Source organism: Chryseobacterium jejuense, assembly GCF_017877355.1.
Taxonomy (GTDB): Bacteria; Bacteroidota; Bacteroidia; order Flavobacteriales; family Weeksellaceae; genus Chryseobacterium; species Chryseobacterium jejuense_A.
The window spans coordinates 387129-402987 of record NZ_JAGIPR010000003.1 but is presented as its reverse complement, the minus strand read 5'-3'; the positions used below and the strand labels follow the sequence as shown (position 1 = coordinate 402987).

The following is a 15859-nucleotide window of genomic DNA, read 5'->3' as shown; positions in this document are numbered from 1 at the left end:
AATGATAGAAATCAGAAACATATCAAAAACATTTCATCAGAAAAAACAGGCCTTTAAGGCATTGGATCAGGTGAGTCTCAATATAGATAAAGGAGATATCGTAGGAATTATTGGATTTTCCGGTGCAGGAAAAAGCACCTTGATCCGTACCGTTAATCTGTTGGAAAGGCCGGATGAGGGACAGATCATTATTAATGGAAAGGATTTTACCCAATTAAGTTCAAAGCAGCTTGCTGAGGAACGTAAAAAAATAGGAATGATCTTCCAGCACTTTAACCTTCTTTCTTCTAGAACTGTTTTTGACAATGTAGCACTTCCACTGGAACTGGATCATAACAGCAAGGATCAGATCAATAAAAAGGTTAATGAACTACTGAAAATTGTAGGCCTTGAAGATAAAGCCAATGATTATCCCAGGAGTCTTTCAGGTGGTCAGAAACAAAGAGTAGCCATTGCAAGAGCGCTAGCCAATGATCCTCATCTCCTTCTTTGTGATGAAGCTACCAGTGCGCTGGATCCGGTGACCACTCAATCTATTTTACAGCTTTTAAGGGATATTAACCTGAGATTAGGGATTACCATCCTTCTGATTACCCATGAAATGGAAGTTATTAAATCTGTTTGTAACCACGTTGCTGTAATCGACAAAGGAAAACTATTAGCCAAAGGAACTTTAAGTGAGATCATTTCAAACCGGGAAAATCCGGTCATCCAACAATTTATAAATTCAGACGTCATGACCCTGCCACAGGAACTCAATATCAGACTACAGAAAGAGCCACAGGATGGTTTATTTCCACTGGTCGAAGTAGAACTTAACGAAAAAATAAGCGTTGAACAAATTCTTTCAATGTTATATAATGAACATAAAATCCCATACAAACTTTTGAAAGCAGACGTAGAATATTTCGGGAATTCTAATTTTGGGAAACTACTTTTGCAACTTCAAGGTGAAGCTGAGGAAAACCAAAAAGCCATCTATTATTTTAATCAAAATAAAATTCAAAATACAATAAAAGGATATGCTTAGTGATGCAGTACTTGCCCTTTTGGCAAAAGGAACCTGGGAAACGGTTTATATGACATTTGTGTCCGGATTTTTTGGATTTGTGCTAGGCCTTCCGGTTGGAATTCTATTGTTTTTAACAAGAAAAGGACAACTGTTGGAAAATGTGGCCTACTACAGAGCATTATCCATTATCGTGAATATTTTCCGTGCCATTCCTTTCATTATTTTAATTGTATGGATGATTCCTTTTACAAGGATTTTGGCGGGAACATCCATTGGTGTTAATGCAGCATTGGTTCCATTAAGTGTGGGAGCCGCCCCTTTTATTGCAAGATTGGTAGAAAACAGTCTTATTGAAGTTCCTCACGGATTAATTGAAACAGCAAGAGCGCTGGGAGCATCGCCATTTCAGATCATCAGAAAGGTTTTACTTCCGGAAGCACTTCCTTCATTAATTAATAACGCTACCATTACTTTAATAACTTTAGTGGGCTACTCTGCCATGGGAGGCGCTGTAGGTGCCGGCGGACTAGGACAGGTTGGATATCAATACGGATATATCGGTTATGATATTGTGATCATGAACACCGTTCTGATATTGCTTGTTCTTTTGGTATTTATCATCCAGTTTATGGGAGATCGATTGTCTAAAAGGTTTGACCATAGGTAAGTTTGAGAGCAAGAAGGTTTGAGAGTAAGAGGGATGTAGATGAACAAGCCCTTCTTACCTTTATACATATTAAAAAGAATAGAATGAAAAAAATAAAGATTTTAGGATTAATAGCTGCTGGAATACTGTTTTTCAGTGCATGCTCAGGAAGAAAGGATGATCCTAATTTTATTAGGGTTGGAATTACTTACGGACCAGAGCAGGAAGTGGCTGAAGTGGCTAAAAAAGTAGCGAAGGAAAAGTATAACCTTGAAGTAGAGTTAATTCCTTTCAACGATTATGTAGTTCCCAATGAAGCTCTGGTAAATGGTGATATTGATGCCAACGCTTTTCAGCACGTTCCTTATTTAACCGAGCAATCAAAACAAAGAGGATATAATCTTGCTATTGTGGGAAATACCTTTGTTTACCCTATCGTTGCGTATTCTAAAAAGATTAAAAACCTTAGTGAACTGCAAAATGGGAGCACGATTGTTATTCCCAATGACCCTACCAATGGCGGCCGTTCTTTACTTCTGTTACAGAAAAACGGTTTATTGAAATTAAAAGCAGGAGTCGGATTGCTTCCGAAAGTCACTGATATTACAGAAAATCCAAAACAATTGAATATCATGGAAATTGAAGGGGCACAAATCCCAAGGGTTTTGGATGACAGAGATGTTGTGGTAGGAATTATCAATAACAACTTTGCTGCACAAGCCGGATTAGATTCAAAAAAGCAGGGAATATTTAAAGAAGATAAAGATTCTCCTTATGTTAACCTTGTTGTGACAAGACAGGATAATAAAAACAGCCAAAAGGTGAAAAACTTTGTGAAAGCTTATCAATCTGATGAAGTGGAAAAGAAAGCTCTGGAAGTGTTTAAAGGAGGCGCTGTGAAAGGATGGGATTAGATGTTTGAGAATTCTAGAGTTTGAGAGTTTCGGGATACGAAAATCGAGGAGCGAGATAAGGAATTCAAAGTTTAAGGTTGAACGTTCAAGATTTTTATCCCTTCACTGACCATTGGCGATTCACTTGTGAAGCAAAATTGACTATTGATATTTAGGGTTCAATATCTCCTGTCTCCTGTCTCACATCTCTCAGTCTATTCTCTCTTCGTCTATTTTATCTCACCTATCACATTTCTACCTTATGATAAATAACAAGCTGTCGGCAATTTTGCAGGCAGTTTTTTTAGGGTTAAAAATTTATTTTCTCAATTTGAGATAATATAAAAATTTTGTTTATTTTTGTTTCAATCCAATAAAAAGGCAATATGTTAAAGAAAACCGCCATTGTAAGTTTATTCACCTTTATTTCTGTTTCTTATATGGCTCAGACTAATACTCCCGTTTATTTAGATGAATCAAAACCTGTAGAAGAACGTATCAAGGATGCTCTTTCCAAAATGACACTGGAAGAAAAAGTGGCTATGCTTCATGCACAGTCGAAATTCAGCTCACCCGGTGTTCCAAGATTGGGAATTCCTGAATTCTGGACGACCGACGGACCTCACGGAGTACGCCCTGAAGTAATGTGGGACGAATGGGATCAGGCCGGATGGACCAACGATTCTATTATCGCCTACCCTGCCCTAACCGCTCTATCGGCTACCTGGAATAAAAAAATGTCCTGGAACTACGGTAAAGCATTAGGAGAAGAAGCCCGATACAGAAAAAAAGATATTCTTTTAGGACCTGGAGTGAATATCTACAGAACTCCATTGAATGGAAGAAACTTTGAATACATGGGTGAAGATCCTTATCTGACCTCAAAAATGGTGGTTCCTTACATCAAAGGGGTACAATCTAACGGTGTAGCTACTTCTGTGAAACATTTTGCCCTGAACAATCAAGAAATGTTCCGTCATACCAGCAATGTGAATGTGGATGACAGAACATTGTATGAAATTTACTTACCACCTTTCAAAGCGGCTGTTACAGAAGGAGATTCCTGGACAATCATGGGAGCTTACGACATGTATAAAGGTCAATATGCCAGCCAAAATCAATACCTTTTGAACAATATTCTAAAAAAAGAATGGAATTACAAAGGGGTAGTTGTATCTGACTGGGGTGCAGTAAACAATACTGAACAGGCGATTCACAACGGACTGGATCTTGAATTTGGTTCATGGACTAACGGTCTTTCTGCCGGAACTAAAAATGCTTACGACAATTATTATCTGGCAAAGCCTTATCTTGATCTGGTTAAAGCTGGAAAAGTAGGTACCGAAGAACTTGATGATAAAGTAACCAGACTTCTTCGCCTTGCTTATAAAACCACCATGAACAGAAACAAACCTTTCGGGAATATTGCTTCTGAGGAACATAAGGCGGTGGCTAAAGAAATCGGAGAAGAAGGAATTGTTCTGTTAAAAAACCAGGGAAATATTCTTCCTATCGATATTAATAAGGCTAAAAAAATTGCTGTTATTGGTGAAAATGCCATTAAGATCATGACTGTGGGAGGAGGTTCATCATCATTAAAAGTAAAATATGAGACTCTTCCTTTGGATGGAATCAAATCCAGATTTGGTAAACAATCAGAGGTTCAATATGCCAGAGGCTATGTAGGAGACATCGGTGGAGAATATAATGGTGTAAAATCCGGACAGGACTTAAAAGATACCCGTTCAGAAGCCGAATTATTAAACGAAGCTGTTGAATTAGCAAAAAAATCCGACTATGTAATTTTCGTTGGCGGATTGAATAAAGCAGATTTCCAGGACAGTGAAGGAAATGACAGAAAAAGCTACGGACTGCCTTACAATCAGGATAATGTTATTACAGCACTTACCAAGGTCAACAAAAACTTAGCGGTAGTATTAGTTTCAGGAAATGCTGTAGCTATGCCTTGGATTAAAGAAGTTCCAACCGTTTTACAGTCATGGTATCTAGGTTCTGAAGCTGGAAATTCTATCGCTTCTATTTTAGCAGGCGATGCTAACCCTTCAGGAAAACTTCCGTTTACATTCCCTGTAAAACTTGAAGACAATTCAGCACATCAGCTTGGAGAATATCCGGGTCAGAAAGATGAATTGGCTGCAGGTAAAGGAAAAGACCAGAAAAATCCGATCAATATCACGTATAATGAAGGAGTATTTGTAGGATACCGTTGGCATGATACCAAAAATATCAAACCTCTTTTCAGCTTCGGACATGGATTAAGCTATACTACTTTTGAGTTCGGAAAAGCAAAAGCAGATAAAACTACCTTATCACCAAACGATACTATTACTTTTACTGTAACGGTTAAAAATACAGGAAAGAAAGCAGGAGCCGAAGTTGCCCAGCTTTATATCAGCGATTTAAAATCATCAGTTCCGCGTCCTGCCAAAGAGTTAAAAGGTTTTGAAAAAGTATATTTAAATCCTGGTGAACAAAAAGAAGTGACTTTCACTATTGATAAAACAGCATTGAGTTTCTTTGATGCCAACAAACACGATTGGGTAGCTGAACCCGGAGATTTTGAAGCTTTAATCGGAAATTCATCAGATGCTATCAAAACAAAAATAAAGTTTACGTTGAAATAATAAGGAATGGAAGATGGAAGTATGACGCTGGAAGTTACTATTTGACGATTAACTCATCTATCTATTAATTTTGTAGAATTTTTGAAGCAGGTTTCAGTTTGAGGCCTGCTTTTTTGTTATCTCTCGCAGATCAAGCAGATTACGCAGATCTTTTAGACAATACTTCTATGTAGTTAAAAAAATTAGAATAATAAAATAAATAAAGCGCAAAGAGAATTTACTGAACCGCTTTATTGTAAGGAAGCTAAGAATGCGGCAAGCCGCTGATGAAGCAATGTGATGAATCATTCGCTTAATCAAAATCGATTGCAAATCGATTCCTCTCTTAGCTTCCTTAAAATATAATATCAGAATATTTTACATCTTTGCGTTTAAGAAAAAATTTAAATTTTTAGAAAGTCTTTCGCAGATTCTTTAGGCTATGTTTCCATGTGGTTGGAAAATAGTATACATTAAAATATAAAAGTAGGTCTCAAACTGAAACCTACCTTTATATTTAATTTATCTAACATGTATTCTATTTCGCTCCGCCAGCATTTTTTTCAACATCTGTTTTGGTGTTCTCTTTTACCTTCTGGTTTCCGAAACGTTTTACAAAAGTAACATTCACTCCATACCAATCCCACAATTCATATCTTCTCACTGTTCCTCCCTGATTGTAAGTAATATCATCAGAATAAGGTCTTTTAAAAATATTCATCAGCTGAATACTGGCTTCCATTTGTGTTTTAGGAAATATTTTGGTGATCGAAATATTGTGAAAAACATTGGTGTTATTAGCTTGTGTATTTCCATTGTTCTGATTGGAAATTTCCATCCATGCACTCAGATTAATGTTCTTATTGAAAAGGTTTGTATAAGAAAGATTGGCCGAACCACCCCAATAATTGATATAAGCTTTCCCCCCAATATCATTCTTTAAATTGAAATCATGATTATCGATATAGTACCAACCAAACCCAACATTCACATTCAGTTTATTTTTAAGAAAATTCTGGTTGGTATTGGCAAAAAGGTAATATTTCTCAACCCTTCCATTAAAGTTTCCGGGATAAGACACATTTCTTCCCCCTTCACTGGAGTAAGTGGTCCAGTAATCCTGATTGGTATACATGTATCTTGCAGAAATAAAATACTTTTTCAGGATTCCAAACTTCAGGTAAAGCCTGTCATTAGGGTTGGGATTCAGATCCATATTTCCTCTGGAATACGTTCCGTCAATGGAGGGCGTTAAAAAAGGATTGAATTCCGAATACCAGGGTCTCCAGATTTTGCGGTCGTAAGTGAGACTCAGATCATATTTATCTGAAAAACTATATTTCAGCAATAAGTTAGGGAGAAAAGTACCATAACCATCTTTTCTTTCGGTTCCTGCTACATCCTGTCTTACCTTAAAATCAATATATTCATATCGAAGTCCAATGCGGGCCTCCAGCTTTTTAAAAAATGTTTTACTATAGTTGGCATATACAGAAGTGATATTATCCTCATAATGGAACTTATCTCTTGTAGAAAGTCCTGCATATTCGGAAGTTCCCAGACTATATCCATACAGGTTATTGGGAATAACATGGTTGTTGAGCTCTGTTTTTGCTCCTACTTCAATCGTTCCCCAAGATGTACCTAATGGCTGAGTATAATCCACTTTCAGATAATAATTACGCATCTGGCCATTGTTTATGGATCCTATTTCCTTAACCTTAGGATCGTTTACTATTGTTTTATTGATAAGATCATTATTATCATTTCCAGAATAATTGGTACCTAGATTAATATCCAGAATTCTGTTTTTTTCTTTATCATAATACTTATAAAAAGCATTGGTACCCAGATTACGATAAAAGCCATCAGCAGTCTGAGCCTGATGGTAATCTATAAAGTCTTTTTTATCATCATCATATTCTCTCCCATCAGTATTTGACCATGATAAATTTCGGCTTTGATAATATTCCAAAACAAACCCGATATTATTTTTGTCATTAAGCTCAAATTCAGAAGTTGAGGAAAGTGACGGGGTTTCACTTTTGGAAATTGTTTCATAGCTTAAATCCCTGTTCAAAGTATTGTCAGCATAAAACACAATATTACTGGAGCCTTTTTGTACGTAATTATTATTGGCATAACTTCCAATCAGGGTCTGGGTAAATTTCTTCTTATGATAATTCAGGTTAAAGTTAGAATACTGCGTATTTTTTGTACTGTGTCTGTTGCTTAGTGAAATACTTCCTTTCAATCCTTCATCATCGCGTTTCTTCAAAACAATATTGATGACGGAACCGGTAGCTTCATATCGCGAAGACGGACTTGTAATCACTTCAATCTTCAGTAGATTATCAGCCGGAATCGTCTTAAGATATTCTTTTAATTCTTTTCCAGTAAAAACTGATTTTCTGTCATTGATATATACTGTTACCGACTGTCCTTCCGCCTTTATAGCATCACTATTATCAATGCTTACCAGAGGGGTCATTCTCAGAACATCCCATGTTGTATTTCCAGCTACAATAGCGCTGTTGGCTACATTAAAAACAGTTCGGTCTACTTTAGACTCTACTGTAGGTTTTCTTGCTACAATGGTTACCGCTTCAATCTCTTTTGCATTGCCTTTTGTAGTATCCTTAACGGTAGGAGTCTGAGTCTGTGCCAAAGCCAAAGAGCCCGTTAATAAGGCGATAGGAAATAATATTACTTTCATGTGAAATCTTAGTTTTATCTATAAGACCACTATATCCTACTATTTGTTACATCGAAAAAAATTAAAGAACGGAAATAAAACCTCTATGTTTTAACAGTTTACAATTTTAAATTTAGGAATAATTTAAAAAAATAACACTTATTAAGACAAAACAAACAACCAAACACCTTTATTATGAATAACACACACAATAAATTAATAAAAATAATAATTTCCATTAACCAAACTTTAACATATTTATTTTCATTTTACCCATAAAAAAAGCCCGGATCTCACCCGGGCCGCTAGCAATAGCAAATTTACAAGGATTAAAAAATAAAGAATATGCTAGTGTACATTTTCAAAATAATGGATCATACCCACTTCTGGTAAGTGATGCTGATCAATATTGAAATCAGTTTCCTGATTATGAGTATTTTCTAAAAAAGAATTACTGAATAAAGCATACGAAGGCTGCTGGGCCAAGCCATTTTTCAAAAGCTGATGCGCCTCCACAATCGTTTTCCCATACAGTTTTCTGAAGCTTCCGATGTTATATTGCGAAAATGCACCATAATGAACGATAAATTTCAGAGACAAATCTATAGTGGTACTTAAGCTTTTACTCAATTCTTTTATTTTTCTGTTGAATGCGTTACGCATCTTCCAAAGCATTCCTGAAATATTCTGATAGGAAGGATTTTCATCATAACGATAAAATAAAATGGCATCCCCTTCAATTTCAGAAATTTCAAAATACTGATCGTTCACATCAATCAGCGTAGATAATAGTTGTCTTACAATATATTCTCCTGTATAAAGTTTGGTATTGAACACAAATTCTGTAAATCCGCTGAAATCCGGAATTAAAATGATTCCCTCCTGTATATCTGTATCCTTCATAATGATTTTGGATTAAAAACCTGCTGCATCTATAGACGAAGCAGGTTTAATTTTACTTTATTGCCATCCGCCACCTACAGAACGGTACAGTGCAGTTATCGCATTCAATCGTTGGGCTTTCAGAGAAGCCAGCTCCAGTTCAGCATTAAGCTTATTGGTTTGTGCCATGATAACCTCTACATACGTTGCTGAGTTGTATTTGAATAACAGATCTGCTTTCTTCACTGCTTCACCAGACTTCACCACTAGTCCTTCTGCAATTTTCTGCTGCTCTTCCAGCTTTTGAATTTGTATCAGCGCATCTGAAACCTCTCCAACTGCTTTTAAAACAGATTGTTTAAAGCCTACCTCAGCCTGATCTGCCAATACTTTAGACTGTTCGTACTGGGTTTTCAGTTGTTTTCCATTTAAAATTGGCTGCGCAATTGCTCCGGCAGCCATTCCGAAAAGAGATCCGGGAATACTGAACCATTTGCTGATCTGGAAAGCGTTTACTCCGCCCTGAGCCGTAATATTCAACGACGGATACATGCTCATCTTAGCAACATGGATTGCCGCCGCACTTTTCCTTACTTCTAATTCAGCAGTTTTTATATCAGGTCTGTAGCTTAATAATTCTGATGGAACTCCTGCTGAAATATGATCCGGAGACTGTACATTATTCAGACTTGCCTTTCTTTCAATCTTTCCGGGCATAGAACCCGTCAACAGACTCAAAGCATTTTCCTGTGTAGCGACAGAACTTTCAATGGACGGAATCGTTTTCAGGATCTGGTCCTTTACAATTTCCTGCTGCTGTACTGCTAAAGCCGTTGTCAGCCCCAGCTCTTGTTGTTTCGTCAAAAATTTCAGGGTATTATCAGCATACGTCAAATTAGACTTTGTAATTTCCAACTGAGTATCCAGCATCAAAAGATTATAATACCCTTGAACTACAGCAACCACCACTTGTGTCTTTACCGCCTTTGCTGCTTCCTGAGTTTTAAGATAGTCTGCCAATGCCTGCTCCTTTCTTCCTTTAATCTTTCCCCAGATGTCAGCTTCCCACGAAAAATTGAGTGCTGCTGTATAATCTTCCGTATACTTCTTCCCTGTAAACTGACCTGCCATCATTCCATTCATACTGTTGTCAGAAGGGCGGCTGATACTCGCATTTGCAGTCGCATTGATAGTAGGTACATTTCCCCATTTACTTTGAGTATAAGCTAATGAAGCAAATTCTATCTGTTTTAAAGCCACCTGCAGATCATTATTCTGAACCATTGCTTTATCTATCAATCCTACCAAAACCGGATCTTTGAAAAAGTCTTTGTACCCAATTTTTGCGATGTTTTCATTCTGCTCTACCACAATACTGTCACTTCTGAAAGCTTCAGGCATTTTCACTTCAGGCTGTTCATATTTCTGAACTCCACATGAGACAGCCGTTCCTGAAATGAATGCGATATATGCTATATTTTTAATTTTCATTGTTAAAATCATTTGAATTAATATTCCCAATCCGCATCCGTTACTACTTTTCCGTTGATTTTCTCATGCAAAGCCTGAAACATCACAAAAAGTACCGGAACGACAAAGATTCCTAAGATCGTTCCGAAAAGCATCCCTGAAATCGCAGCATACCCAATAGAGTGGTTACCCATCGCAGATGGCCCTACTACAAAAATCAATGGAATCAATCCGGTAATAAATGCCAGAGAGGTCATTAAAATAGGACGTAAACGTGCCTTCGCTCCTTCAACAGCCGAAGCAATAAGACTTTTTCCGGCTCTTCGTCTCTGAATCGCAAATTCTACTATCAAAATACCATTCTTCGCCAGAAGCCCGATCAACATAACCAAAGCAATCTGAACATAAATATTATTGGATAATTCCGCGAAAGTAATTCCCACAAAAACACCTGATAGCCCTACCGGAATAGCGATCAATACTGCAAATGGAAGGATATAACTTTCATATTGTGCCGATAACAGGAAAAAGACAAACACAATACACAATCCGAAGATCATCACTGATTGCGAGCTGGAACCTGCTTCTTCACGGCTCATCCCTTTATAATCATAAGTATATCCCGGAGGAAGTACTTGTTTACTAACTTCTTCCACAGCGGCCATTGCCTGACCTGTACTGTAACCCGGCGCAGCCATTACCGTTAAATTAGACGAATTGAAAAGGTTGAAACGGTCTACCACTTCAGCTCCGGTCGTCTGTTTTAAACTTACCAAAGTAGTGATAGGAACCATTTGTCCCAGATTATTCTTAACAAAAAGTCCATTCAGGGATTCTTTATCCTGTCTCGTTTCCGGAGTAGACTGTACCAAAACTCTGTAGTATTTCCCAAATCTATTGAAATCCGAAGCCTGAATGCTTCCGTAATATCCCTGCATCACGCCCAATACGTCAGAAACATTTACTCCAAGCTGAGCAGATTTCACCTCATCTACCAACACTTCAAACTGCGGATAGGTAACATCAAATGTGGTAAATGCTACCGCAACTTCCGGTCTCTGCATCAAAGCACCCATCATTCCGTAGGAAATATTCCCAAGATTCTGAAGTTCCCCGTTCGTACGGTCCTGAAGCACAAGCTCCATACCACTCGTATTCCCGAAACCATCTACTGTTGGTGTATTCAACACAAGGAAATTTGCTCTCTTATCCTGTGAAAGCGCTCCCTGCACCTGACCTATAATGGCATTGATATCATTTACAGGACCTCTTTTGCCGCCATTTTTTAATTTAACGAAGATAGAAGCTGCAGAAGAAGACATGGATCCACTGAATAGATTCAATCCGTCTACTGAAATCACCTTATCTACTGCCGGATTTTTCATCAAAAGATCTTCCGTATCAGAAACTACTTTGGATGTTCTGTCTTTAGAAGCTCCCGGAGCCAGATTAGCCGTTACGATGATAAAACTCTGATCTTCATCCGGAATAAATCCTTTTGGAGTAGTCATAGACATCCAGGCAAACAATCCTCCGAATACTACAATGATAGCCAATGCAATCCATTTTTTCTTCAAAAGGAACAGTACTGCTTTTCCATAACGGAATGTCAGCTTATTGAAGCTAGCATTAAATCCGGCAAAGAAGCGGTCTTTAAAGTTCATTTTCTCATGAGCTCCTCCGTGATGTTGTTTAAGGAATAAAGCACATAAAGCTGGGCTCAGCGTCAATGCATTGATTGCTGAAATCACGATCGCAATCGCCAATGTTAAAGCAAACTGCTGATAGAACAATCCCGTGGAGCCACTCATAAATGCCACCGGAACGAATACCGCAGACATAATTAAGGTAATAGACACAATTGCTCCTGTAATCTCACTCATCGCTGACATGGTTGCCGCTCTTGGATTCAGTTTTTTATGTTCCATTTTGGCGTGCACTGCTTCCACCACCACAATCGCGTCATCCACTACAATCCCAATGGCGAGCACCAAAGCAAATAGTGTCAGAATATTGATGGAGAATCCAAAGATTTTCATAAAGAAGAATGTTCCCACAATGGAAACCGGAACTGCAATCGCCGGAATTAATGTTGATCTGAAATCCTGCAGGAAAATATACACTACAATGAATACAAGGATAAACGCTTCTATCAGAGTATGAATTACCTGTTCAATAGATTGATCCAATGCTTCTTTAGTAGCATATGGTATTTCGTAATCCATTCCTGCCGGGAACGATTTTTCGAGTTCCTTCATTCTGTCCTGAAGAGCGATCTGAACTTCATTCGCATTGGATCCAGCCATCTGGAAAATTGCCATCGTAACAGATGCTTTTTTATTAAAGTTAGAAGAAACCGTATAACTATAAGCTCCAAATTCAACTCTGGCAACATCTTTCAATTTTAAAACAGAACCATCATTCAAGGCTTTAATCGTAATATTTTCATACTGTTCAGGTTCCGTAAATTTCCCTTTGTATCGAAGGACATATTCCATCACTTCTTTACTTCTTTCTCCTAGTCTTCCCGGTGCTGCTTCAAGGTTTTGGGTCTGAATCGCACGGGAAACCTCTGATGGTGTAAGATTATAGGAGGTCAGTTTATTCGGATCAAGCCATACACGCATAGAGTAATCTTTGTTACCATACACCATGGCATCTCCTACTCCTTTTACCCTTTTTAATTCCGGTACAATATTGATTTTTGCATAGTTCTCAAGGAAAAGATCACTCATTGAACCATCTTTACTGGTTAGAGAAACCATCGCAATCATACTGTTCTGTCTTTTTACAGTGGTAATTCCGGCCTGGATAACTTCAGCAGGAAGCTGGTTGGTTACCTGCGCCACTCTGTTCTGAACGTTAATCGCAGCCTGATCCGGATCTGTCCCCAATTTAAAGATGACAGTGATACTCAATGTACCGTCATTACTCGCTGTAGAAGTAATATAATCCATATTTTCCACTCCATTGATGGCATTTTCCAACGGCGGAGCCACGGATCTTGCAATCGTTTCAGCATTTGCTCCGGGATATGCAGCGGTTACCATAACGGTAGGCGGTGCAATATCCGGGAATTTTGTAATCGGTAGGCTAACCATACCGACGATCCCGAGAATCACCAGCAATACGGAAATAACCGTTGCCAGTACGGGTCTTTTTATAATTTTCTTTAACATGATTTCTTCTTACGATTTTTTCTGTTGAGCATTTTTCTTTTGTGCCACTACAGGAGTTCCCGGCTGTAATCTGTCAAAACCGGAAACGATATACTGATCTCCAGCTTTAAGTCCTTTGGAAACAATGAAATTATCCCCAGCTTTTCCATTTACTTCTACAGGAAGCATTTCTGCTTTTCCATTTTTGATGGTAAATACAAAAACTTTATCCTGAATGGTTCTGGTAGATGCTATCGGAAGTAAAACAACATTGCTGTAGAACTGTTCCAATAAAATTTTTCCTGTATTTCCACTTCTAAGAACATTATTGGGGTTGTTGAATTTCGCTCTTAAAGTAATAGAACCCGTAGTTTTGTTAAACTGGCCTTCAACGGCATCAATTCTTCCCGTTTCAGCATACTTTTCACCACCTGAAAGCAATAGAGATACTGCAGGAGTGTTTTTAATAACCTCATCAATACTGCTTCCTACATATTGCTTCTGGAAATTATTAAAGTCATTTTCACTTAAGCTGAAATAGGTGTACACCTGATGGATATCTGACAACAGGGTAATCGGCTCCTGATTACTTGGTGTCATCAAACTCCCTAAACGATAGTTGAATCTCCCGATAAATCCACTTACCGGAGCTTTAATGGTTGAAAAATTGAGATTAATTTTTGCGGATTCAATAGAAGATGTTGACTGGCTTACTGCTCCTCTTGCCGCATTATAAGATGCTTCAGCTTCTTTCACCTGAATTTCGGAAACCATTTTATTTCTGAAAAGCTCCTTTTTCCTGTCCAGGTCAATTTTTGAAGTTGAAAGATTAGCCTGTGCTGTAATTAATGCCGCCTGTGCACTTTTTAACTGCTCAGCAAATATCCTGTCTTCAATTTTAAAAAGCGGCTGCCCGGCTCTTACATAATCTCCTTCATCCACAAAAATTTTGCTTAAATATCCGGTTACCTGAGGTCTGATTTCTACATTGGAAATCCCTTCAATGGATGCTGCATATTCTCGGGAAACAGAAGCGTCTCCTTGTTTTACTATTTCTACAGGAAGTTCCGGCGCCTGCTGTTGATAAGCCTGATTTTGATTACTTTTCTTACACCCCGTCAAAGCGATGAGCGAAAGAAAAAGTAGGGTTGATTTTTGAACAAAAAATCTTTGCATAACTCTAGTCATTTAAATTTTCCGTACAAAAATCGAACGAAAAAAATTCAATCGAATTATTCAAAAAACCCCTTGTTTTGTCAAAAAGACCCCTTATTTTTAAAAACATGAGAAATATCATTTATAGATAAATCCAATGAGATATTTCCAAATTATAAATCAAAAATAAGCGTTATTTTTATCAAAAAGACACCTAAAACTTAACTCACTCATTATCAATACAAATCATCTTTTCTGTATTCTAAAGGAGCTCTCCCAGTATGTTTTTTAAAAAACTTGCTAAAGGACGCCTGATCGGAAAATTTAAGTTGCGCTGCCACCTCACTCACATTTAGATTAGGATTTTTAAGCAGTAACCTTGCTTCTACCGCCAATACATGATGGATAATATCTCTTGGCGTCTTAAACATTGTTTTATTAATGACCTTGGTAAGGTATTTCCGACTGATAAACAGTTTGTCTGCATAGAACTGAACATTGTGTTCTTCTTTGAAATGCTCCTGAACCAATTTAAAAAAGCTAGTCGTAAGCTCATCCTCCCGATGTGTTACGGTATGAGGTTTTTCAATTTTCTTGAAGTAGTTGTCTATTTCATAAATCACTAGCGAGAAGTGATGCCAGATCATTTCATTAAAGTAATAATTATCTTTCTCTTTGTTATTCAGCTGTTTCAATTCCTCCAGATGAAAGTTCAATTTTCTGAACAAATCCGGTTCACGCCTAATAATATGGGTAGGATCTGATGAAAGACTCTTCAGGACATTATTGGATTTATAATTGAACCCTGCCTGAGAAATAAAATCAACAGAAAAGAAAATATAGGTTGCCTTGTAATCTTCTGCAATATTTTCCACCCAAAAGGTCTCCGACATAGGACAGAAAACCGCATCTCCTTTAAAAACTTCATAGCTTTTGTCGTCCAGCTTGAAACCAACACTTCCATCCTGTACAAGGAAAATACAGAAGTAATCTGAGCGATAAGGGATGTTTGGCTTTATGATATAATTTTCCCTATCTATATCCATCACCACAAACTCCTTGATTCTAAGATCGAATTCTACTTGCTGCAAAACTTCATCAAAGGCCAGCTGTGAAACAAAATCAGGTTTTTTAGGAAGTTCTTTGCGGGATTTTTTAGCCATGGAAAATGGGTTATGAGACACGAAGGTAGTGAAAAAGACTAAACTGTAAAAAACGAAAGGATAATAGTGAAGCAGTCCAAAAAGATAAAATATACATATTAACTACCCGAGTTCGGGATAAGAAAATCAAGGATAATAGGCTGGAAGCTGGAAGAGAGAGG

The 15859-nt window shown here is 37.6% G+C and carries 10 protein-coding genes; 4 read left to right on the top strand and 6 right to left on the bottom strand.

Features of this window, described 5'->3' with window-relative positions; translation table 11 throughout:
• Position 1: 1 nt before the first annotated feature.
• From J2772_RS08890 to J2772_RS08875, 4 genes are all read left to right on the top strand, one after another.
• Positions 2-1030, top strand: coding sequence for a methionine ABC transporter ATP-binding protein (locus tag J2772_RS08890; RefSeq protein WP_209915774.1), 1029 nt, complete (start codon positions 2-4; stop codon positions 1028-1030).
• Positions 1023-1679: a methionine ABC transporter permease MetI gene (metI, locus tag J2772_RS08885; protein ID WP_209915772.1), complete on the top strand. Its 657-nt coding sequence runs from the start codon at positions 1023-1025 to the stop codon at positions 1677-1679. Before J2772_RS08890 ends, metI begins: the two co-directional genes overlap by 8 nt.
• An 83-nt stretch (positions 1680-1762) precedes the next feature.
• On the top strand, positions 1763-2572 hold the full coding sequence (metQ, locus tag J2772_RS08880) for a methionine ABC transporter substrate-binding lipoprotein MetQ (RefSeq protein WP_209915770.1): 810 nt from the start codon (positions 1763-1765) through the stop codon (positions 2570-2572).
• Between the two features lie 365 nt (positions 2573-2937).
• Complete coding sequence (locus tag J2772_RS08875) at positions 2938-5196, top strand: glycoside hydrolase family 3 C-terminal domain-containing protein (RefSeq protein ID WP_209915768.1); 2259 nt, start codon at positions 2938-2940, stop codon at positions 5194-5196.
• Positions 5197-5713: 517 nt separating this feature from the next.
• Here J2772_RS08875 and J2772_RS08870 read toward each other — a convergent pair.
• The 6 genes from J2772_RS08870 to J2772_RS08845 all read right to left on the bottom strand — a co-directional run bounded on the left by J2772_RS08870 (position 5714) and on the right by J2772_RS08845 (position 15698).
• Positions 5714-7891: an outer membrane beta-barrel family protein gene (locus tag J2772_RS08870; RefSeq protein ID WP_209915766.1), complete on the bottom strand. Its 2178-nt coding sequence runs from the start codon at positions 7889-7891 to the stop codon at positions 5714-5716.
• A 327-nt stretch (positions 7892-8218) separates the two neighbouring features.
• Entirely contained in the window at positions 8219-8773 is a 555-nt protein-coding gene (locus J2772_RS08865) for a DUF2652 domain-containing protein (RefSeq protein WP_209915764.1), read from the bottom strand.
• Between the two features lie 57 nt (positions 8774-8830).
• A complete protein-coding gene (locus tag J2772_RS08860) occupies positions 8831-10243 on the bottom strand; it encodes an efflux transporter outer membrane subunit (protein WP_245365187.1) in 1413 nt (470 codons plus the stop codon).
• Between the two features lie 17 nt (positions 10244-10260).
• A complete protein-coding gene (locus tag J2772_RS08855; protein ID WP_209915760.1) occupies positions 10261-13401 on the bottom strand; it encodes an efflux RND transporter permease subunit in 3141 nt (1046 codons plus the stop codon).
• Positions 13402-13410: 9 nt separating this feature from the next.
• Entirely contained in the window at positions 13411-14556 is a 1146-nt protein-coding gene (locus J2772_RS08850; protein ID WP_209915758.1) for an efflux RND transporter periplasmic adaptor subunit, read from the bottom strand.
• Positions 14557-14771: 215 nt separating this feature from the next.
• On the bottom strand, positions 14772-15698 hold the full coding sequence (locus tag J2772_RS08845; protein ID WP_209915755.1) for an AraC family transcriptional regulator: 927 nt from the start codon (positions 15696-15698) through the stop codon (positions 14772-14774).
• Between the last annotated feature and the right edge of the window lie 161 nt (positions 15699-15859).

Excerpts from the sequence above, each read along its gene's own strand:
- J2772_RS08860 (WP_245365187.1), bottom strand. The coding sequence starts at position 10,243 with ATGAAAATTAAAAATATAGCATATATCGCATTCATTTCAGGAACGGCT.
- J2772_RS08865 (WP_209915764.1), bottom strand. The coding sequence starts at position 8,773 with ATGAAGGATACAGATATACAGGAGGGAATCATTTTAATTCCGGATTTC.
- J2772_RS08845 (WP_209915755.1), bottom strand. The coding sequence starts at position 15,698 with ATGGCTAAAAAATCCCGCAAAGAACTTCCTAAAAAACCTGATTTTGTT.
- J2772_RS08850 (WP_209915758.1), bottom strand. The coding sequence starts at position 14,556 with ATGCAAAGATTTTTTGTTCAAAAATCAACCCTACTTTTTCTTTCGCTC.
- J2772_RS08870 (WP_209915766.1), bottom strand. The coding sequence starts at position 7,891 with ATGAAAGTAATATTATTTCCTATCGCCTTATTAACGGGCTCTTTGGCT.
- J2772_RS08855 (WP_209915760.1), bottom strand. The coding sequence starts at position 13,401 with ATGTTAAAGAAAATTATAAAAAGACCCGTACTGGCAACGGTTATTTCC.
- metI (WP_209915772.1), top strand. The coding sequence starts at position 1,023 with ATGCTTAGTGATGCAGTACTTGCCCTTTTGGCAAAAGGAACCTGGGAA.
- J2772_RS08890 (WP_209915774.1), top strand. The coding sequence starts at position 2 with ATGATAGAAATCAGAAACATATCAAAAACATTTCATCAGAAAAAACAG.
- metQ (WP_209915770.1), top strand. The coding sequence starts at position 1,763 with ATGAAAAAAATAAAGATTTTAGGATTAATAGCTGCTGGAATACTGTTT.
- J2772_RS08875 (WP_209915768.1), top strand. The coding sequence starts at position 2,938 with ATGTTAAAGAAAACCGCCATTGTAAGTTTATTCACCTTTATTTCTGTT.